The 20,033-nt window shown below is 69.0% G+C and carries 22 protein-coding genes; 13 read left to right on the forward strand and 9 right to left on the reverse strand.

Annotation, left to right across the window (positions count from 1 at the left end):
• The first annotated feature begins 18 nt into the window (after positions 1-18).
• The 3 genes from ACYVOK_RS16370 to ACYVOK_RS16380 are packed head-to-tail and all read left to right on the forward strand — an operon-like array spanning position 19 to position 4,212.
• Positions 19-498 (forward strand): hypothetical protein, encoded by a 480-nt coding sequence (locus ACYVOK_RS16370; RefSeq protein ID WP_460663279.1) that lies wholly within the window; start codon positions 19-21, stop codon positions 496-498.
• Positions 499-544: 46 nt separating this feature from the next.
• Positions 545-2,350 carry a heparinase II/III domain-containing protein gene (locus tag ACYVOK_RS16375; RefSeq protein ID WP_460663280.1) on the forward strand — a complete coding sequence of 602 codons (1,806 nt, stop codon included), beginning with the start codon at positions 545-547 and terminating at the stop codon, positions 2,348-2,350.
• Positions 2,347-4,212, forward strand: coding sequence for a DUF2264 domain-containing protein (locus ACYVOK_RS16380; RefSeq protein WP_460663281.1), 1,866 nt, complete (start codon positions 2,347-2,349; stop codon positions 4,210-4,212). The genes ACYVOK_RS16375 and ACYVOK_RS16380 overlap by 4 nt, the downstream gene beginning before the upstream one ends.
• Positions 4,213-4,218: 6 nt before the next feature.
• Here the strand turns inward: ACYVOK_RS16380 and ACYVOK_RS16385 are convergent, their stop codons facing one another.
• On the reverse strand, positions 4,219-5,331 hold the full coding sequence (locus ACYVOK_RS16385; RefSeq protein ID WP_460663282.1) for a LacI family DNA-binding transcriptional regulator: 1,113 nt from the start codon (positions 5,329-5,331) through the stop codon (positions 4,219-4,221).
• Positions 5,332-5,458: 127 nt separating this feature from the next.
• Between ACYVOK_RS16385 and ACYVOK_RS16390 the strand changes: the two genes are divergently transcribed.
• From ACYVOK_RS16390 to ACYVOK_RS16410, 5 genes are read left to right on the forward strand one after another with little or no spacing between them, the layout of a single operon-like run.
• Complete coding sequence (locus ACYVOK_RS16390) at positions 5,459-6,442, forward strand: hydroxyacid dehydrogenase (protein ID WP_460663283.1); 984 nt, start codon at positions 5,459-5,461, stop codon at positions 6,440-6,442.
• A gap of 11 nt (positions 6,443-6,453) precedes the next feature.
• Positions 6,454-7,722 (forward strand): ABC transporter substrate-binding protein, encoded by a 1,269-nt coding sequence (locus ACYVOK_RS16395; RefSeq protein ID WP_460663284.1) that lies wholly within the window; start codon positions 6,454-6,456, stop codon positions 7,720-7,722.
• Between the two features lie 5 nt (positions 7,723-7,727).
• Positions 7,728-8,630, forward strand: coding sequence for a carbohydrate ABC transporter permease (locus tag ACYVOK_RS16400; RefSeq protein WP_460663285.1), 903 nt, complete (start codon positions 7,728-7,730; stop codon positions 8,628-8,630).
• A complete protein-coding gene (locus ACYVOK_RS16405) occupies positions 8,627-9,517 on the forward strand; it encodes a carbohydrate ABC transporter permease (protein ID WP_460663286.1) in 891 nt (296 codons plus the stop codon). The genes ACYVOK_RS16400 and ACYVOK_RS16405 overlap by 4 nt, the downstream gene beginning before the upstream one ends.
• On the forward strand, positions 9,517-10,131 hold the full coding sequence (locus tag ACYVOK_RS16410) for a YesL family protein (protein ID WP_460663287.1): 615 nt from the start codon (positions 9,517-9,519) through the stop codon (positions 10,129-10,131). Before ACYVOK_RS16405 ends, ACYVOK_RS16410 begins: the two co-directional genes overlap by 1 nt.
• Here the strand turns inward: ACYVOK_RS16410 and ACYVOK_RS16415 are convergent.
• Together ACYVOK_RS16415 and ACYVOK_RS16420 are read right to left on the reverse strand one after the other, a co-directional pair.
• Complete coding sequence (locus ACYVOK_RS16415; RefSeq protein ID WP_460663288.1) at positions 10,121-10,501, reverse strand: hypothetical protein; 381 nt, start codon at positions 10,499-10,501, stop codon at positions 10,121-10,123. The genes ACYVOK_RS16410 and ACYVOK_RS16415 overlap by 11 nt on opposite strands.
• 19 nt (positions 10,502-10,520) lie before the next feature.
• Positions 10,521-10,988, reverse strand: a complete 468-nt coding sequence (locus ACYVOK_RS16420) for a hypothetical protein (protein WP_460663289.1) — start codon at positions 10,986-10,988, stop codon at positions 10,521-10,523.
• Between the two features lie 115 nt (positions 10,989-11,103).
• Here ACYVOK_RS16420 and ACYVOK_RS16425 point away from each other — a divergent pair, with 115 nt between their 5' ends.
• Both ACYVOK_RS16425 and ACYVOK_RS16430 read left to right on the forward strand, forming a co-directional pair.
• Positions 11,104-11,925, forward strand: coding sequence for a tryptophan 2,3-dioxygenase (locus ACYVOK_RS16425; RefSeq protein WP_460663290.1), 822 nt, complete (start codon positions 11,104-11,106; stop codon positions 11,923-11,925).
• Between the two features lie 43 nt (positions 11,926-11,968).
• Positions 11,969-12,574, forward strand: coding sequence for a hypothetical protein (locus tag ACYVOK_RS16430; protein ID WP_460663291.1), 606 nt, complete (start codon positions 11,969-11,971; stop codon positions 12,572-12,574).
• Positions 12,575-12,676: 102 nt separating this feature from the next.
• Here ACYVOK_RS16430 and ACYVOK_RS16435 read toward each other — a convergent pair whose 3' ends face one another.
• The gene (locus tag ACYVOK_RS16435) at positions 12,677-13,867 is read right to left on the reverse strand and encodes an NAD(P)/FAD-dependent oxidoreductase (protein ID WP_460663292.1); all 1,191 of its coding nucleotides are present in this window, start codon (positions 13,865-13,867) and stop codon (positions 12,677-12,679) included.
• Between the two features lie 112 nt (positions 13,868-13,979).
• On the reverse strand, positions 13,980-14,792 hold the full coding sequence (locus ACYVOK_RS16440) for an endonuclease/exonuclease/phosphatase family protein (protein WP_460663293.1): 813 nt from the start codon (positions 14,790-14,792) through the stop codon (positions 13,980-13,982).
• A 517-nt stretch (positions 14,793-15,309) separates the two neighbouring features.
• Here ACYVOK_RS16440 and ACYVOK_RS16445 point away from each other — a divergent pair.
• From ACYVOK_RS16445 to ACYVOK_RS16455, 3 genes are all read left to right on the forward strand, one after another.
• Positions 15,310-15,627: a hypothetical protein gene (locus ACYVOK_RS16445; RefSeq protein ID WP_460663294.1), complete on the forward strand. Its 318-nt coding sequence runs from the start codon at positions 15,310-15,312 to the stop codon at positions 15,625-15,627.
• Between the two features lie 157 nt (positions 15,628-15,784).
• On the forward strand, positions 15,785-16,324 hold the full coding sequence (locus tag ACYVOK_RS16450) for a hypothetical protein (RefSeq protein WP_460663295.1): 540 nt from the start codon (positions 15,785-15,787) through the stop codon (positions 16,322-16,324).
• Complete coding sequence (locus tag ACYVOK_RS16455; protein ID WP_460663296.1) at positions 16,324-16,818, forward strand: hypothetical protein; 495 nt, start codon at positions 16,324-16,326, stop codon at positions 16,816-16,818. The genes ACYVOK_RS16450 and ACYVOK_RS16455 overlap by 1 nt, the downstream gene beginning before the upstream one ends.
• Before the next feature lie 43 nt (positions 16,819-16,861).
• Here ACYVOK_RS16455 and ACYVOK_RS16460 read toward each other — a convergent pair whose 3' ends face one another.
• From ACYVOK_RS16460 to ACYVOK_RS16475, 4 genes are read right to left on the reverse strand one after another with little or no spacing between them, the layout of a single operon-like run.
• Positions 16,862-17,380 carry a DUF2231 domain-containing protein gene (locus tag ACYVOK_RS16460; protein ID WP_460663297.1) on the reverse strand — a complete coding sequence of 173 codons (519 nt, stop codon included), beginning with the start codon at positions 17,378-17,380 and terminating at the stop codon, positions 16,862-16,864.
• A 20-nt stretch (positions 17,381-17,400) separates the two neighbouring features.
• Positions 17,401-19,032: a GMC family oxidoreductase gene (locus ACYVOK_RS16465; RefSeq protein WP_460663298.1), complete on the reverse strand. Its 1,632-nt coding sequence runs from the start codon at positions 19,030-19,032 to the stop codon at positions 17,401-17,403.
• On the reverse strand, positions 19,023-19,616 hold the full coding sequence (locus ACYVOK_RS16470; protein ID WP_460663299.1) for a gluconate 2-dehydrogenase subunit 3 family protein: 594 nt from the start codon (positions 19,614-19,616) through the stop codon (positions 19,023-19,025). Before ACYVOK_RS16470 ends, ACYVOK_RS16465 begins: the two co-directional genes overlap by 10 nt.
• A complete protein-coding gene (locus ACYVOK_RS16475) occupies positions 19,609-20,007 on the reverse strand; it encodes a hypothetical protein (protein ID WP_460663300.1) in 399 nt (132 codons plus the stop codon). Before ACYVOK_RS16475 ends, ACYVOK_RS16470 begins: the two co-directional genes overlap by 8 nt.
• Between the last annotated feature and the right edge of the window lie 26 nt (positions 20,008-20,033).

Genomic DNA, 20,033 nt, shown 5'->3' on the forward strand with positions numbered 1-20,033 from the left:
ACCCAAGGAGGACGAACCATGCGCAGTCGCAGTCTCGCCGTCGTACTCGTCGCGTCCGGCGCCGTACTAGGTGCTTGCAGCAACCAAGCCGCCGAGCAGGCGCCCGCACCGCAGCAGCCGGTGCAGAGCGAACCCGCGGTACGGGAAGCCGCGGCGCCCCAGCCCGGGCAGCCGGTCATCGGTCCACCCGCCGTCCGGGTGCTGACGGTGTCGGCCGGTACGACGGACGGGCTGCGGCTGAGCGTGGTCGGCCCGGGCCAGACGACGTACCGGCTCCGGATCGGCAAGGCGATCACGTCCTGCCGCCAGTCCAACGGTCCGAAGGCGCGAGCCGCGCTGCCCGGGCTCCCGCCGAACGCGGTCAACTCCGCGGTGCTCAGTTGTTCGGCCGGTCCGACCCGGCAGGCTGTCGTCCGGGACGGCGTACTGCTGGTCAGGACCGACGTCGGTGAAGGGTTCCAGTACGACTACGAAGTGCCGGTCGGCCGCGATCTCTGAACCCCGGGCGGCGGACGGGAAGCGTTTGCCGCATAAGGTGGGTGGGGTGAGGCTGAAGGAGCGGTGGGCGAGGGTGCCCGGGCGCGAGCAGGCGGTGAGGGCGGCTCGGGCCAGGGTCGGGGTGCCGGATCTGACGCGGCGGGAGGTGTGGGGACGCCGCGATCCAGAAGCGGTTCGGGCGATTCTGGCCGAGGCGGAGGCTGACCGCGGTCGGCCGTGGCCGCGGACGTTGTTGTCGGACTATGCGCGGTACTGGCGGGACGGCGTACGTACGGCGTACGAGGACCCGGCCGGCGAAGTGCGGCGCCGGACCTCGGCCGCCGTGCTCGCGGCCGCGCTCACAGCCGATCAGGCGTACGTCGACGAGGCCGCCGACGGACTGATGCAGCTGTGCGAGCAGACCACCTGGTGCTGGGCCGCTCACGAATCCTTCGCCACCGCCCGCGGTGAAGTGACCGGCGATCCCGATCAGCCGTACCTGGACCTCGGCGCGGCGGAGACGGCCGACATCCTGGCGTGGGCGGATCTCGTGCTCGGGCCGGCGCTCGACGACCGGGTCCCGGGACTGCGCCGGCGGATGCGGCGCGAGGTGAGGCAGCGCGTCATCCAGCCGTTCCGGACCGATCGCCGCTGGCACTGGCTCGGGCTCGACGGCCACCTGCACAACTGGAATCCCTGGATCCACGGCCATGTGCTCGCTGCCGCGCTGTTCCTCGAAGACGACCCGCAAATCCAGGCGGAGGTCACCGACCTGGTCGTCGACGGACTGAGCCGCTACCTCGACGCGATGCCTGCCGACGGCGGCTGTGACGAGGGCTATGCGTACTGGTGGAACGGCCCGGCCCGGCTCGCTCAGGCACTCGACGTACTCGACCGTGTCACCGAGGGCGCCTTCGACCCATGGTCCTGTACGCCGTTCGCCGAGTTGGCCCGGTATCCGCAACGTGTCGCGCTCGGGAACGGCTGGTACGTGAACGTCGCCGACGGCTCCGCCCGCCCGGACCCGAACCAGCCGTGGCACGTCCTCCACCGCTGGGGCCGACGTCACGACGCCCCCGACGTGATGGCCCAGGCCGCCGCCCATCGCGACCGGCCGATCGCGCCGGCCGCCGGTCTCGGACGCGCCGTCCTCGGGCTGACCGACGACGCCTGGTGGGACGCGGGCAAGGCCGAACTCCCACTCCCGAGGTCGACCTGGTTGCCGGACGTCCAGTTGTTCGTCGCTCGTGACGACACCGGCCTGACTCTCGCGGTCAAGGGCGGACACAACGACGAGAACCACAACCACAACGACGTCGGTTCGTTCATCGCGGCGCTCGACTCGACACCGGTGCTGATCGACCTCGGCCAGCCGACGTACACGGCGCTGTCCTTCTCCGACCGCCGCTACGAGCAGTGGGTGGTGCAGAGCGGCTGGCACAACGTCCCGGTCATCGACGGCCAGGAACAGCAACAGGGCTCGCAGTACAAAGCTGCGGACCTGGTCGTGCAGAAGAAGTCGCTGTCGATGCAGATTGCCGGCGCGTATCCCGAGGCGACCAGTTATCGGCGGGTGGCCACGCTCGACGGCGAGATCACCATCGCCGACGAGTGGGAAGGCTCGGCCACCCAGCACTTCGTGATCGCCGGTACGCCGATCGGCCACGAAGCCGGCCGGTTACTGGTCGAGACATTGGCCGAGGGATACGCGGAACTGACCTGGGATGCCGGCCTGGGTACCGGGCGGCTGGAGAGACGAGCCGTCGACGACGCGTTGCTGGAAGGTGTCTGGGGACCGACCGTGCACCGGCTGGCCATCGACTGCACCGGTGACTCGTTCCGCCTGACCGTTCGCAGAGGAGAGCGACCGTGACCGACGCGCCGTACACGGGCCTGAGCCGAGACAACTGGGTGGCGACCGCCGACGGCCTGCTGCTCGCCCTCCGACCCTGGGCCTCGCCCGACCACGCCCGCATCGAACTGCCCGGCCAACCGAGTGCGTACGGTCCGGACAGCGACTCGCTGGAGGCGTTCGCCCGTTCGTTCCTGCTGGCCGCGATCCGGCTGCACGGTGACCACGGCAACGATCCGCACGGAGTCGCCGAGTGGTACGCCGAGGGCCTCCGAGCCGGCACCGATCCGTCGTCCCCGCACGCGTGGCCGCGTCCTGACCGGCTCGGCCAGGCGAAGGTGGAAGCCTGCTCGATCGCACTCGGTCTGCATCTCAGCCGTCCGTACCTCTGGGACCGGCTCGACGACTTGGACCGCGAGCGGATCGTCGGGTGGCTGGCGACGGTGGTCGGCGAGGAGTACCCGCCGATCAACTGGGTGTGGTTCCAGATCGTCGTCGAGACGTTCCTCAAGTCGGTCGGCGGCCCGTGGTCCAATGCCGACATCGAGAGCGGATTGGCCGTGCACGAGTCGCTCTACCGCGACCACGGCTGGTACGCCGACGGGCCCGAGCGAGCCTTCGACCACTACAACGGCTGGGCGCTGCACGTCTATCCGTTGCTCTGGGCAAGCATGGAGCCCTCGGCCGACGCCAAGCTGGTGAGCGCGTGGCGTGAACGACTTGCGCAGTACCTCCGGACCGCCGTCCACCTGATCGGCGGCAACGGCGCGCCGTTGATCCAGGGGCGCAGCCTCACCTACCGGTTCGCCGCCGCGGCGCCCTTGTGGATGGGGGCGGTGACCGGTGCGACCGACGTACCACCCGGCGTGCTCCGGCGGGCCGCGTCCGGCATGCTCGCGTACTTCCTCGACCACGGAGTGCCCGACGACCGCGGTCTGCTGAACCTCGGCTGGTACGGCGAATGGCCGCGGATCGCCCAGTCGTACTCCGGCCCGGGATCGCCGTACTGGGCGGTGAAGGGCATGCTCGGCCTGATGCTTCCGGCCGACCACCCGGTGTGGACCGCGACCGAGGAGCCGCTGCCGGTCGAGACCGGGGACTTCACGCTGGAGATCGCCGAGCCGGGCTGGATCGTCAGCGGGACCAAGGCCGACGGTGTGGTCCGGATCGTCAACCACGGCACGGATCACTCGGTGCCGGGTGACCGGCGTGCCGACTCGCCGCTGTACGCGCGGCTCGGCTACTCGACGCACACGATGCCGCCGCTCGACCGGGAGGCGTGGTCGGCGGCGGTCGAGAACAGCGTGGCGATCGTGCATCCGGAGTTCGGTCCGAGCCATCGCAACGGGTTCACCACCGCACGCACCGGCGTCTCGGTGAGCTCGGCGCACTGGGTGCGCACCGACGAGGACCAGGGCGCGGAGCACGGATCGGGTCGCGGCGGCAGCGTGGTCGAGGGGCCGCGCGTGGTTGTCGGCTCAGCCCTGCGGGGGAGTCACGAGGTGCGCGCCGTGGTGGTCGAGGGCGAGCTCGACCCGTCCTGGCAACTGGAGATCAGCGGCTGGCCGCTGTCCGCGGACGAACCGCCGGCCGAGACCGAGGACGGTCACAAGGCGAAGGTCACAGCCGACGGGCTCGTCTCATCCGTTGCCGTCGGCACCGATTTCGAGTACGACGTACGCCGGGTGACCGACGCCAGTCCGATCGGTAACCACACCGCGATCCCGTGTGCCAGAACGCATCCCGAACCCGGCGCGATCTACGTGGCCGTCGTCACCCTCGGCGGATCACCCGAACGCCCACCCACCGTGTCGCACGAATCCCGCACGATCCGCATCACCTGGCCGGACGGCCACGTGGAGCACCTTCACCTGGACGCATGACCTCAGCTACACCTGGACACGGGCGGCCGACGGGATCGACGAGTCGCGGATCATCAGCTCCGGGGTGATCAGGATTCGCTGGGACGGGCGCCGCCGGCCTTCGACCAGGCGGGCGACCATCAGCTCGACCGCGGTCCGCCCGACCATCGGTTTCGGTGGCCGGATCGCGGTCAGCGCGGGCTCCGCGAGCCGGGCGACCTCGTCGTCGTAGGCAACGATCGCGAGATCGTCCGGGATCGCGATCCCGCGTTCGGTGCAGTACTGCGCGACCGACATCGCGTCCGGATCGGAGTGCACGACGAGTGCCGTCGTACCGGCCGCGCGGCAGCGTTCCAGCAGCTGGCCGATCGTCTCGCGGTAACTGGGCTCCTCCATCCGGACCGACTCGCGCACGATCAGGTCGGGGGAGAGGCCGAGATCCGCGCAGACCAGCTCCCACCCGCGCTCGAGGTGCGCCGAGGTCGGGCTGCCCTTGGACAGCACCAGGCCGATGCTGCGGTGACCGTGCTGGTACAGGTGCCGTACGCCGATCTCCAGGCCGAGCGCGTGGTCGCTGCGGACCCATTCCAGCTGGTTCTTGGTCGGTGTCCAGCGTGGCGGTTGCCGTTCGACCAGGATCACCGGGACCGGCAGGTCGCCGATCCACTGGATCATCTCGGGTACGTCGTCGCCGTCCAGGTTCGGCGCGAGCAGCAACCCCTGCACCTGCTGGGCCTCGATCAGCCGGGTGATCTGGCGCTGGTCCTCGGCCCAGTCGTACGTCGATCCGCGCAGCTGGATCTGGACGTCCTGGGCGACCGCGGCCGAGCGGGCGCCGGTGACGATGGCCGGCCAGTAGTAGTCCAGCGACGGGACCACCATCCCGATGGTGAACCGCGGCGGGCCGGTGCCGCGGCGCCGGATCTGGGTGGCCGGCCCGAGGTCGGTCGGCAGCGTCGCGCCGCCGTGCACCTTGGTGAGCAGATTCTGTGCCGCGAGAGCCGCGATGTCGCGGCGCACGGTCAACTCGCTGACCCCGAGCAGCGCGGCGAACTCCCGCACCCGGATCGACCCGTTCCGCCGCAGTTCGTCCATCAACCGCTCCTGCCGCTGCGGCCCGAACAACCGCTCGTCAGTCACTGGAGGCCTCCTGTACGAATCTGAACGTTTCGGGATGTTTGTGAACCAGCTATGGATGAGCTGAACGAAAGCGTCATCTGATGTTCACATGACGGATACGGTAACCGCTTGCCGAGGGCTTGTCGTGATGAGCGACGAGTCTTTCCGGGCGCACTTCGACCAGAGGCGCCTGGATCGGCTCGCCACCCTCGTCACCCTGCCGGACCCGGTCTGGGTCGACGAACTCGACTCCCCCGCGGCCCGGGCGCTGCTGGCCGAGGCCGAGGTGCTGATCACCTCGTGGGGAGTTCCGCGACTGTCCGGCGAACGCCTGGCGGCCGCGCCCGGGCTGCGAGCGGTCTTCCACGCGGCCGGCAGCGTCCGCGGGTTCGCCGCCGACGAACTCTGGGACCGCGAGATCGTCGTCACCAGCGCGGCCGACGCCAACGCGATCCCGGTCGCCGAGTACACGCTGGCGGCGATCATCTTCGCCGGGAAGAAGGCCCCGTTCCTGGCCGCGGACACGCGGACGGCGTACCGCGGCTGGGGTCACCTGACCGGCTTCGGCGACCTGTCGAACTTCCGCCGGACGATCGGCATCGTCGGCTTCTCCCGGACCGGCCGCCGGGTGGTCGAGATGCTGCGGACCCTCGACGGCCCGACCGTCCTGGTCGCCGATCCGTACGCCGACGCGGCCGCCGTGGCCGCGGCGGGCGCCAAGTTGGTCGGCCTCGACGAGTTGCTGCCGCTGGTCGACGTACTGTCGCTGCACGCGCCGGCCCTGCCCAGCACCCACCGCATGATCGGCGGGGCGGAACTCGCCCGTCTGCCCGACCACGCAACCGTCGTGAACACCGCCCGCGGCAGCCTGATCGACTCGGCGGCGCTGGCCGCGGAATGCCGGTCCGGACGGCTGTTCGCGATCCTCGACGTCACCGACCCCGAACCGCTGCCCGCCGACTCGGCCCTGCGCTCGGTGCCGAACGTGATGATCACCCCGCACATCGCCGGCTCGCTCGGCTCCGAGATCCACCGGCTCACCGACCACGCCCTGGACGAGCTCACCCGCTGGCTGGCGGGCGAGCCCCTCCTGGGACGCATCACCGCCGAAACCTTTCCGCTCACAGCATGAGGAGACCCGTCGTGAAGCGACGCCTAGCAGCAACCATCGCCGCCACCGCCGCGGCACTCGCCCTGACCGCCTGCGGCGGGGGCTCGTCCGACGAGCCGGCCGCCGGCGGCAAGACGACCGTCAAGCTCGCGCTCTGGAACTACGCGACCACTCCCGAGTTCAAGGCGCTCATCGACGGCTTCGAGAAGGCGAATCCGGACATCGACGTCGAGCCGGTCGACATCCTGTCCGACGACTACAACGAGAAGCTCACCACGATGCTCGCCGGCGGTGACAGCACCGACATCCTGACCATGAAGAACGTCATCGGGTACGCCCAGTACGCCAACCGCGGCCAGTTGCTGCCGCTGACCGACGAGGCGGGCAAGCTCGACCCGGCCAAGCAGTCCGGCCTCGACGCCTACAAGATCGAGGACAAGTACTTCGCGCTCCCGTACCGCCAGGACTTCTGGGTGCTCTACTACAACAAGGCGCTGCTGCAGCAGGCCGGCGTACCGGAGAGCAAGCTCGAGAACCTGACCTGGTCCGACTACGCCGCTCTCGCCAAGAGCCTCAGCAAGGGTGACGGCGGAACCAAGGTGTACGGCGCCTACCAGCACACCTGGCGTTCCGTCGTCCAGGCCACCGCCGCCGCTCAGAGCGGCGGGGACCTGCTCGGCGGCGACTACGGGTTCTTCAAGGACCAGTACGCGATGACGCTCGACCTGCAGCAGGCCGGCGCTCTGTTGCCCTGGGCAACCGCATCCAGCCAGAAGGTCAGCTACAACTCGATGTTCTCCACCGGCAAGGCCGCGATGATGCCGATGGGCACCTGGTACGCCGCCCAGTTGCTGGCCGACACCAAGGCGAGCAAGACCAAGATCGAGTGGGGTGTCGCACCGCTGCCGCAGCGCGAGACCGGCAAGGTGACCACGTTCGGGTCACCGACCGCGTTCGCGGTGAACAAGAACTCCAAGCACGCCGACGCGGCGAAGAAGTTCGTCACCTGGGCCGCGAGCGAGGAGGGCGCCACCGCGATCGCCAAGGCCGGTGTCACGCCGTCGCTGCAGAGCCAGGCGATTCTCGACACATACTTCGCGCTGCCCGGCGTACCGCAGGACGCGGTGTCGAAGAAGGCGTTCAAGCCCGACCAGGTGGTGCTGGAGATGCCGGTCACCGACAAGACCGCCGATGTCGACACGATCCTGACCGAGGAGCACGAGCTGATCATGACCGGGGAGAAGTCGCTCGACGCCGGTCTGGCCGAGATGTCCAAGCGGGTCAAGAACGAGGTCGGCTGATCCCTGTGACGAGCACAGTCGCCCCGCCGAGCGAGGCGAGCAGGAGGTGGCGGAGCATCCGGCTCGGCTGGAGCTTCATCCTGCCGAACTTCCTCGGCTTCGCCACCTTGACCCTGGTTCCGGTGATCGCGTCGCTGGCGCTGTCCTTCCTGGACTGGGACTCCTACAGCACCCCGAAGTGGGTCGGCCTGGCCAATTTCGAGCGGATGATCCACAACGAGACGTTCTGGACGGCGCTGCGCAACACGGCGTACTACGCCGTCGGCCACGTGCCGTTGACGTTGTGCGCGGCCCTCGGCTTCGCCGTCCTGCTGAACCAGCGGCTGCGCGGGGTCCGGTTCTTCCGGACCGCGCTGTTCTTCCCCTACATCACCTCGCTGGTCGCGGTGGCGGTGGTGTGGAACATGCTGCTCAGCCCCGAACTCGGGCCGGTCAACCAGTTCCTCCGGGCGATCGGGATCGACAACCCGCCGGGCTGGACCACGTCGACCACCTGGGCGATGCCGGCGGTGATCCTGGCCAGCGTCTGGCGGGATCTCGGCTACTACATGATCCTCTACCTGGCCGGTCTGCAGACGATCCCCGGCGAGCTGTACGAGGCGGCGCAGGTCGACGGTGCGAGCGCGTGGCAGCGGTTCTGGAACATCACCGTGCCGTCGCTGCGGCCGACGACGTTCTTCGTGCTGATCATGCTGACCATCTCCAGTTTCAAGGTGTTCGACCTGGTCCAGGTGATGACCGAGGGCGGCCCGGGCCGCTCGACGCTGGTGCTGTCCCAGGTGATCTTCCGCGAGGGCATCACGCAGGGCCGGTTCGGCTACTCGTCGGCGGTGTCGATGGTGCTGTTCGTCATCGTGCTGACGATCACGCTGGTGCAGTTCCGGCTGCAGCGAAGGAGTGAGCGATGACCATCACCACGACCCGGCCACCGATCCCGGACGTCGTACCGGAGGCTCCGCCGGCCCCGCCGCGGCGGAACCTGTCTCCGGTACGGCGCGGACTGGCGTACCTGCTGCTCGTCGTTCTGTCGGTCGCCGTCCTGGTGCCGTTCGCCTGGATGGTGTCGTCGTCGCTGAAGCTGGACAACGAGGTGTTCAGCGTGCCGATCCGGTGGATCCCGGCCGAGTTCCACTGGGACAACTTCAGCAAGATCTGGGAGCGGATCCCGCTGCTCACGTATCTGCGCAACTCGGTGTTCCTCAGCCTCACCATCACCGCGCTGCAGGTGCTGACCGGGAGCTTCGCGGCGTACGGGTTCGCCAAGGTGCGGTTCCCCGGCCGGGACGCGCTGTTCCTGGCGTACATCGCGACGATCGCGGTGCCGTGGCAGGCGTACATGGTGCCGCAGTACATCATCATGCAGAAGGCCGGACTGGTGAACACGCACCTGTCGCTGATCCTGCTGCAGGCGTTCAGCGCGTTCGGTGTCTTCCTGATGCGGCAGTACTACCTGACCATCCCGGACGAGCTGAGCGAGGCGGCGCGGCTGGACGGGCTGAGCGAGTACGGCATCTGGGCGCGGATCATCCTGCCGCTGTCCAAGCCGGCGTTGGCGAGTCTCGCGCTGCTGACGTTCGTGAACACCTGGAACGACTACATGGGCCCGTTCATCTACCTGACCGACAACAAGCTGTGGACGATCCAGCTCGGCCTGCGCTCGTTCATCGGCCTGTACGACGCGGAGTTCGCGATGATCATGACCGGTTCGGTGCTGTCCGTGCTGCCGATCCTGGTGATCTTCCTGCTCGGCCAGAAGTACTTCGTCCGCGGTATCGCCACGAGTGGACTGAAGTGATGGGTTCGCCACTCGCCCGCGTCAACGTCCGCGCCGACGCCTGGGACCTCATCTGGTCCTTCGTCCATCGCGTCCTGGTGGTGAACGGGGGTTTGGCCGTCGGGTGTGCGCCACTCCTGGGTGCGCTCGCCGTGGTTGCGGAGCCGTTGAGGTATCCGGTGTTCTTCTGGGTGCTGGCGCTCTGCGTCGGGCCTGCGCTGGCGGCGTCCTTCGCCTATCTCGACGACCAGGGTTCGTTCTTCCGGTGCTACCGGCGCGTCGCCCGTCGAGCCTTGTTGCCCTGGGCACTCACCGTCGCGGTGCTGGGAATCCTGGTGACCGACATCGTCATCCTGCACGACGACCGGCCCGGTGCCGCGTTGGTCCCGCTGCTGGTCGTCGTCGCGATCTTGACCCTCGGCATCGGCCTCGTGCGGATGGCCGACACCCAAGTGTCGTTGCGCACCGCGGTCTATGCGACCGTACGGCGACCACACCTGACCTTGCTGAGTCTCGTCGTACTGGCGGCCGCGATCGTCATCGTCAACCAGGTGCCGCTGGCGGGCCTGGCCACGGTGCCCGGCTGTGCGCTGTGGGTCGTGCTGGTCAACGCCCGGATCCAGCTCAGTCGTTGATCCAGCTCCACACGCTGGTGGTGGCCGGCACCCCGGCGACCTCGAAGCCTTCGAGCACGCGGCGCTGGCTCCCCTTCAGGCCGAGCCGGTCGCCGTCCTGGACCACCACCTTGAGCGCGTCGACGAGGCGGTCCTCCGGGGTCCCGTCCGCGTCCGGCGCGTAGTGGTCCGCCAGGGTTTCCAGGGCGTCGTACGGCGCATGGACGCTGTAGCCGTATTCGCGGCCGGGATCGTCACTGGCCGGCCCGTAGTCGTAGAACTCGGTGAACGTGATGCCACGGTCGCCGCCCTCGGGGTCGAGGAGCAGCGTCAACGTGAAGATGCAACCGTTCTCCCGATGAACGCGGAGCAACGTCTCCCGTCGCGTCATGTCACGGACGGTACCTCGCTCACGGCGTCGCAGTCAGCAGGTAGGCCAGGATGAGAGCCACGGTGAGGGCGGTGACGCCGATCGCGAACCGGCGCCCGCGCCGGACCCGACGGGGGATGGCGGCCGGATCGAGGTCCCTCGGGCACGGGGTGAAGTCCGCTGCGTCCGACGGCGCGAACAGGCTGCCCAGCCGGCACAACGCCGTACGGCGGGACGCCTGGCGGGCCGCCTCCTGGACGACCCGCCGCCGGAGGAACTCGCGCGAGCACGAACCCTCGGCCGGCAGGACCCGCTGTACGACGGCATGCGCCGCGGCGACCCGTCGCTGCCGGCTGACCGACGGTGGCAGGATCAGATACGCCAGGTGAACCAGGAACGCGTAGTCGTCGGGCAGCAACGCCTCGATCAGCGGTTCCTCACGGGTGGGCCCCTGGATTGGTCCCGGGACGAGCCCAGGATCGGACCGGGTCTGGACCGTGGCGGACATGCAACTCCTCGGATCGGCGTACCCCACACCCAACGAGCGAATCCCTGACCGGTCACGGACTCAGCCTCATCCGTGGATCCTGCCGCGGATGGAGGCTTGGGCTACCCTCGGCCTCATGAGCACTGGTGACGGCGTGGCCGGGCGGTGGGACGGGGTCGACATCCACTTCGGCGAGGAGGGTGGCCGGCTCACGTACGGCAGTTACCTGCGGCTGGCCGAGCTGCTCGATCAGCAGCGGCTGGAGTCGGACCCCCCGGCGCACGACGAGCTGCTGTTCATCACCGTCCACCAGGTGTACGAGCTGTGGTTCAAGCAGATCCTGCACGAGCTGACCGCGTCCCGGGACGCGCTGCTCACCGGCGAGCTGTGGCTGGCCGAGCACCTGCTCCGGCGGGTGCACACGATCGAACGGACCTTGACGCAGCAGATCGACATCCTGGAGACGATGACGCCGCAGGACTTCGGCGAGTTCCGGCATCGGTTGTCGCCGGCCAGCGGCTTCCAGTCGGTGCAGTTCCGCGAGATCGAGTTCCTGTCCGGCGCGAAGGACCCGTCGTTCGTCCGGCGGTTCCGCGGCCTGACCGAGGCCGAGACGGCCCGGCTCGAGCGCCGGCTCGCGGAGCCGACGCTGTGGGACGCGTTCCTCGTCGTCCTGGGGAATGCGGGCTTCGGCACCGACTCGGACGACGCCGTCCGCGACGCCCTGCGCAAGGTCGCCGGCGACCGCGGCCACTACGCCGCCGTCTGGGAGATCGCCGAGTCCCTGCTCCAGCACGACGAGCTCGGCGCCGCCTGGCGAGCCCGCCACGTCGTCATGGTCGAGCGCATGATCGGCACCAAGCCGGGCACCGGCGGCTCGTCCGGAGCCGGCTATCTCCGGAGCCGTCTCGACCTCCGTTACTACCCGTTGCTGTGGGATCTGCGCACGACCCTCTAGTCTCACCGGCCACGGGACCCTCTGCCGGGAAGGAATGTGGCTGGTGAAGCTCTACTCCGATGTGGGGTCGCAGCGGTTCGGTCAGGTCGTGGGCGATCTGATGCTGGTGGGGTGGATCTGGCTGTGTGTCGAGCTGGGCCAGGTGGTCTTCCGGATCACCAACGCGTTGGGTGCGCCGGGCCGGAAGGCCGCCGAGGCGGGGGACGGGCTGGCCGGCGACCTGCGGAGACTGTCCGAGCCGATCGGGAAGGTGCCGGCAGTCGGGGACCAGTTGCGGTCGCCGGTCGACGGAGCCGCGTCGGCCGCGGGGAAGCTGGCGCAGGCCGGCCGGGACCAGGCCGAGGCCGTGGAGCAGTTGGCGTACGTACTGGCCGGGGTGACGATCGGACTGCCGGTGCTGTTCGCGCTGCTGCTCTGGCTGCCGCGGCGGATCCGGTTCTCGCGGCGCGCGACGGCGGCACAGAAGTTCATCGACAGCGCCGCCGACCTGGACCTGTTCGCGCTCCGGGCGATGGCCAACCAGCCGATGCACCGGCTGGCCAGGATCTCCGGCGACCCCGTCTCGGCCTGGCGGAACGGCGACACCGAGGTCATCGCCAAGCTCGCCGACCTCGAACTCCGCAGCACCGGCCTGAAAGCCCCATCCTGAGGACCCTCGGTACGGCAGCTCGCGTCGCCGCGGTCTCCGGTCTGCTCGGGAGCATCGACGTACCTTTGCGGCGATAGGGAGGCTCGTCCTCACGGCCGCCGTTCAGCGGGTGGTGGTCTGCGGCGCGCCCCGGTTGGCCTGGAGCCGCTTGCGGCGGGAACCGTCGTTGATCAGCCAGCTGTGCGAACCGGGCTTGTCCGCCTCCTCCGCCAGCTGCTTGAGCGGACTCCTGCACGCCGCCTCCTTGAGCTTCGCGCCGAGCCGCCCGTTGAGGTGCAATCTCATGGCGACGTCGTTGCGGTGGGCAAACTGGAAGACGCCGGCCTGACGCCCCAGGCTGATGCACATGGCGGCAATCCCCTTGCCGAAGTCCGCGGGTCGTTCGCCCGCGATCCGGCTGAGCACTGTGTCGGCGGCGTGCGAGCCCAGCGGCAGGGCGGCCTGGCAACTCATCCGCAACGGCGCATCGGAAGGCGCCGCGGCGTCCCCGGTCGCGACGATGCGGTCGTCGTCCACGCTGGTCAGCGTCTCGTCGGTACGCAGCCGCCCGACGGCGTCGGTGCTCAACCCGCTGCGGGCGGCCAGGTCCGGAGCGCCGAAGCCCGCGGTCCAGATCGTCACCGTGCTCGGGAGTTCGCGACCGTCGGCAAGGTGTACGGCGTCCCGCGTCACAGCCGTGACCTTCGAGTGAGGCCCGTCGAGCACGTTCACACCGAGCTTGGACAATCCCTTGCGCACCGAGCGCCTGCCCCGGGGATGCAGGTACGGACCGAGTTGCCCGCCGCAGATCAAAGTCACGGTGCCGCCCAGTTCGGCGAGCTCCGCGGCCGTCTCGATGCCGAGCGGGCCGCCACCGACCACCGTCACCGAGGCAGTCGCAGGTGCTGCGTCGACCACGGAACGCAGGCGCTGCGCCTCCTCCAGGCTCCCGGTCGGATAGGCGAACTCAGCCGCGCCGGGCACGCTCGGCTCGGCGCTGCGACTGCCGACGGCGTAGACGAGGTAGTCGTAGCCGGCCGTCGCCCCTGTTGCCAGCTCGACCTTGCGCCCGGGAGCGTCGATCCGGGTCACGGTGTCGACGACCAGCCGTACGCCGTCGGCCAGCACCTCCTTGTAGTCCACCACCGCGTCGTCGGATCCGCCCACGAGCTGGTGCAGGCGGATCCGCTCGACGAAGGCCGGCCGCGGGTTGATCAGGGTCACCTTCACGTCGTCGCGCTGCGTCAGGCGATTGGCCGCCATCACGCCGGCGTACCCGCCGCCGATCACGATCACCTCGGTGTATCCGGTCATGCTGTCTCCTTCGGACCAGGGTTCGGTCACAAGACACCGGGTGATCGATCGCTGTGACAGGTGTGTGAGACAGGTCACCCCGTCACGCTTGAGCTCGGCGTGAGCGCCCGGCTCAGGCGAGGGTGAAGGTGGCGGCGACCGGGAGGTGGTCGGACGCCAAGGTGCTCGGGACGTACGCCGCCTTCGGCGTCAGCTGGGCGCTGTGCAGCTGGTAGTCGATCCGGCGGACCGGGAGCAGGGCCGGGCTGGTCAGACCGAGTCCCAGCCCGACCTGCGGCCAGGTGTCGCTCCAGTGCGTCGTAAGCGTCTTCAGCTCAGTGGAGGCCGGGATCGCGTTCATGTCGCCGACCAGGATCGTCGGCTCGGCGGCGTCCTTCAGCAGTCCGACGATCGCGTTGACCTGTTGCAGCCGCTCCCCGTCGTTGCTCGTCGTCAGGTGGGTGTCGGCGAACCGCAACGGCGTACCGTCGACGTCGATCACGGCCTCCAGCAGACCGCGCTGCTCGCGCCCGGGCGTCAGCGGCAGCAGGGTGTTACGGGAGTCGACGATCGGGTACTTCGACAGCACGAGCGTGCCGTACTGGCGGCGCGGCTTGCCCGGCTCCAGCGGATCCCAGTCCAGGTTGGGGGCGAACACGTAGTTCATCCGCAGCCGCGCCGCCAGCCAGGCCGGCTGGTCCATCCAGTTGCTGCGGGCATCGAAGAACTTGTCGACCTCCTGCAGCCCGACCACCGAGGCCCCCGTTGACTCGATCACCCTGGCGACCCGCTCGAGATCGAGCCGGCCGTCGGTGCCTTGTCCGTGATGGATGTTGAAGGTGAGGGTCTTGACGTCGCGGGTGCGCACGCCGGCTTCCGCGGTCAGAGGAGTCAGCACGAGCAGTACACAACCAGCCAGAGCAGTCCAGATCAACGAACGACGCATGCGTGGGATTCTCCTGTCGAAGGGTTCGCCGCCAGGCGCGTCCAGCCGGCGCCGCCACCATGACAGCCCAGCCCGCTTTCATTTCCCTTTCACGCAGCTGTAACGGATCGACGGGGTGCGGCGATGTAGCGGGCGGACAGGCGCTTGTGTCTTCCCGTCGGGATCCGACAGCGCGCTGGACGATTTGCCCGTGTTGAGAACACAGCACGGGGGTCACCTGATAGCCCGCCGTCCATCACCCTGAGCGACTGCTCGAGCGACGAGCGGGTACCGGTAGTCCCGCGGGCCCGGCTCCAGCCCCCCGAGCTGGCCGCGAAGGCGGTCCCCAGGCGCCCCCCAAGCGCCGGGGACCGCCGCTCAGGACCGAGGTGTAACACCCCGGGTTGGCTCACGGATAGTACGGGTGAGTCCGTCGTACCGGATCTGCCCTGAGGCGGTCCGGAGGACGGGGTCACGGTGCGCCGGGAAGCCTGGTCGGCAACGGAGTTCGTCGACGAAAGGCTCGACTCACATGCACATGAGCATGGTGAAAGTACTGCGCGGTCCGATCACCTTCGGCGGGTGGAAGGCTCAGCTGATCCTCGACGGTGACCTGATGACGATCGACGGCGCCGAGACCGGGCGAAGCATGGTCGTCAGTCTGGACGAGGTGAAGCGGGCGTCGTTCAACTCGACCAACGGTCTGTGGTCGTTCCGGCTGCGCGACGGCAGGCGGCTGTGGATCCAGTCGTCAGGCAGTCTGCTGTCCGCCGACCGTACGCCGGCGGGCCGGCAGGCCAACGAGCTGATCACCGACCGCCTGACCCACCACCGCGTCCGCGTACTCGGCACATGAAGAACATCCACCCGGAGCCCCATCCACGTGGAGCCCGCATGTTCGCAGAGCGCAGACTCAGCGGGGCGTGTGGTCGAGCCCAGGTGCCCGCCGGTATCGCGGGGGCACTGCCGACGGCCCAGCTTCCCCAGGCCCGGCCGCGAAACGAACGATGGGGATGAACCTGGTGCAGCGGTGGGCGTCGGCGGTTGGCGTCTTTGCGCTGCTCGTTGCGGGGCTCGGAGTGGTGGTTCTCCTCGACGTACGCCATCAGAAGGCTGTCGCGCAGGACTTTCTGAGCACGGGCGTACCGACGATGGCCAGCACCGTCCAATTGCATGTCGACACGGGCAGGGGCGGTGACTACATCGACGAGGTCCACGTCGTCTTCTCCGTGGCAACCGACATTCACATAGCGACATTGACGAACAGCCTTGGGGATCCCGAAGGTAACGAGGTCGGCCGGCACCCGCCCGCAGCAGGAACGCGCTACGCACCGCCGCTGGCGATTCTCTACAAATCCGACGACCCGGATCAGGTGATCGCACTCGCGGATGCAGAGTACTTCGCGGCCGATTCCGCGACCTCCACCGTGGCGGCCGGCATGATCTCGGTTGGTGGAACCATCGTGCTCGCCGCCGGCGCCAGCGTGCTCCTGACTGCTCGTCTTCGCCGACGAGGCTTCGGTCGGCATGCTTCCGTGGACCGGGGCGACTGATGGACGCGGGTAGGCATCGCCGTCCCGTTCCGCCCGATGACGGGCCGTGGCTCGAGCGTGCCGTACTGGGCACTCCCGTTGGCGAGTGGTCCACGCTCGGTCTGGTGCTGGGTCTGGTGTGGATCGCGGTCATGGCCGGTCTGTCGATGTCCTTCGCGTACGACGATCTGGTCCTCAATCGACGCGCGGAGCTGGTACCGGCCCAGGTGATCCGGACGAATTACGACCAGCGCGGTCCGACCTTCAACGCCGAACTCCAAGCACCGTTCCAAGGAGTTCACGTCCTCGTGGAGGACATCGATCAACGGCCGGCGACCGGTGACGTGATAGCACTGGAGGTCGATCCGCAGAAACCGACGAGAGTTCGGGACCCGGGGTCGTCCCGCTGGAACCCGTTCGACTTCGGGTTCATCGCCCTTGTCCCGATCGGTCTGCTGACCGCGTGGGCTCGCGCGAACCGGTGGTTGCGCACCTTCCGACGCCGGCACGCGTAGCCACATTGACGGTGCCTCCACAGTGCGGTCTCCGGGGGGCCGCTCAGCGGAAACCTTCGGTTTGGGTTTCCTCGGCGGCGACGCGGACGCCGTAGTGGTAGGCGAGCATGCCGCCCAACCAGCCGGACACGCCGAGCAGTGCCAGCGCGATCAGGCTGAGGATGAACCCGCCCATGCTCGTCTCCTCGTAGCCTTGCGAGGCTCGGACCGCGAAGCCGACGGCGAACAGGATGACGACGACGAGGTTGAGCGTCATGTGAATCAGCCCGGTACGGAACGCCTTGGTGCCGCGGGGGATGGCGACCAGGTCCATCAGCCCGAACACGGCGGCAAGCACGGCTCCGATGATGCCGATGCCGATGAGCCAGTAGGCGCCTTCGGCAAAGGTGCCCTCTTTCCCGGAGCTGACCAGGGCGACGACGTCGAACACCACGCTGGCGACCCAGGCACCGATCGGCACTGTCACCATGACCGGATGGAACGGGTGGCCGTAGGGCCCGGCGAGAATCGTCTTGGGGTGTTTCGCTCGATGCAGCGGGCCGGTCTGCGCGGTGTGGTCCATGGGTTCCTCCTTCGAAACGATCACGCTGATGACGCCGTCGCGGCCCGTTGGGCTGGGCGTGGGTGATTGCGGTCGAGGTGGGCGGCGAGCCGTACGGCGAGCGCCATGATCGTCTGCGACGGCTGTGCGCCGCCGGACGTGACGAAGACGCTGGCGTCACAGATGAACAGGTTGCGGTGGTCCCACGTCTTCAGGTCGCGGTCGACGACAGAGGTCGCGGGGTCGTCGCCCATCCGGCAGCCGCCCATGGTGTGGTCGTTGCCGGTACTGATCTCCACGCGGGTCGCGGCGGCCGCCTCGAGGATCTCCCGGCCGATGCGGTGTATTTCTTCGCGCATGGCGTTCTCGTTGTCGCCGTACGAGAACGTGATCAGCGGCCTCGGAACGCCGTACTCGTCGATGTCGTCGGACAGCTCGACCCGGTTGTCAGGCGACGGCAGGCACTCGCCCTCGGTGCCGAGCACGGTGTACTGCGGGTAGGCCTGAAGTTCTTCGACGAGCCGCCGGCCCCACCAACCGTCGCCGGCGCGGGCGAGCGTGATCGCGAACTCGGCCGGGAACAGGCACGACGTCATCCAGCTCCAGCCCCCGGCGAACCCGCGGCCGGTCTGGGTGCCGTAGTGCTCCTGGCTGAGCAGGGTGCCGGGAGCGGTGGACCACTGGTGGATCGGCTGGTCGAACCGGGCGAGGTGGCTGTCGGCGACGTGGGCGAGCAGGTAGCGGCCGACGGTGCCGGAAGAATTCGCCAAGCCGTCGGGGTAGCGCGATGTTGCCGAATGCAACAGAAGGCGGGGGTCCTCGACGCAGAACGCCGACAGCGCGTAGACATCGGCGTACTGGCGGTGCGTCGTACCGTCCTGGTGGTAGATCACGCCGTTGATGTCGCCGGTGCGGTCGTCGACCTCCAGCTGCACCGCACGGGCCTGGGGGCGGATCTCGGCGCCGGCGAGGATCGCCTTGGGCGCGTAGCTGACGTGCATCGAGCTCTTCGCGCGGCTCTTGCAGCCCCATTGGCAGTAGCCGTAGTTCATGCACGGCGAACGGCCCTCGTGGCGACCGGTCAGGATCGCGAGCGCGTTCTCGGTCCACCGGATCCCGAGGCGCTCCATGCCCCGGGCAACCACCGTGTCACGTGCGGTCAGCCGATGGGGTGGCTGCGGATAGGCGTGCGGATGCGGGCCCCAGGGCATGTGGTGCGGCCCGGACAGCGCGAGCTCTTGCTCCACGGTGTCGTAGAACGGCTCGAGCTCGGCGTAGCTGATCGGCCAATCGGCGCCGACGCCGTCGCGGGTGTACCGCTGGAAGTCTTCGGGCCACAGTCGCAGCGCGACACCGCCGAAGTGGATCGTCCCGCCGCCGACACCGCGCCCGTCGCGGCGGTGCCCGAGCTCCAGTTCCTCGCTCCCGGCCAGCCAGCGGCGGTCGTCCCAGTCGAACCGCCCGAGCATGTGCAGCTCGTCTTGGCGCAGATCGTCCTCGGTGGACAGCCAGTCACCGGCCTCCAGCACAACGACGCGCCAGCCACGCTCGGCCAGTTCCTTGGCCAGCACCGATCCGCCGGCACCGCAGCCGACGATGCAGACATCCGCGCGGTCGTGGGACTGGGCCATCGGCATGCTGCGGGCGCGCGTCTCGAGCGGGATCACAGCCACAGGTACCCCCGCCGCCGGGCCGCCCGGGCGGCAACCTCCTGCTCGTCCAGCCAGACGTAGCCGGACCGGTAGCTGGGGCCGGGGAAACCCATGAACACCATGCCGCGTGGATCCGACCCCAGGCCCAGCAGCGCGAGGGCGCGGATTCTGCGGAACCAGACCGACCAGTCGAACCGGTCCGGGGTCTGCAGCCGGCCGCGCTCGGCCCGGCGCAGCAGATCGTCCTGGGCTGTTTCGTCCAGCTCGGCAAAGCTGACACCCGCCAGCCCCCTCGCCTGCTCATCCAGCAACCGCAGCCCCGCTGGTATGAGCTCCGCGCGCGGCGCCAGACCGGCCTTGTCGTCGGCCCGGCCGAGCTGCTGGTCAAAGCGGTCGTCGATGAACGCCGCTAGCGCTTCAGGCGGAATCGTGCCCGGCACCAGCCGCGCCACCACGGCCACCAGCGCAGCGGCTGGCAGCCGCAACACCCCTTGCTCTTCGCGGCGGGTCCGCTCGCGCAGTTCCGCCTGCAGGTCGGGTTCGACCTGACGCTCATCCAGCCTGCGCCAAAACTCGTCGTGGGTCGGATAGCGGGACTCAGGCATCCCACATCACCCCGACCAGCCCGAGCACTCCGATCAGCGCATACGCGACCGGTAGCACGGGTGGCGGCCCGGCGAGCAGGTTCCGCAGACTCCAGCCTCCGATCTGCCGGACAACACCTTTCAGGTGGAATACCAGGCCGCCGAGGCCCTCCAGCACCGCCGCTGCGAACAGCGCCGCCAGCACCCAGCCGAACCAGCCGCTGCGGGTCACGGCGCCGGCCGCCGCGGCGGCGATGAACAGCGGCGTCGCCACGACGGGACCCCACATCGCGACGTGCTTGAAACCGCCCGCCCAGTGCATCAGCGACACCTGCACCCAGATGCCGGCGAACAGCACCGTGGTCAGGACCAGCACCACGCGCCCCAGTTCCCAGCCCGCCCAGTCGGACATGTATCGCCAGTACCCGTTGGCGATAG

It is taken from the genome of Kribbella swartbergensis (assembly GCF_054784135.1).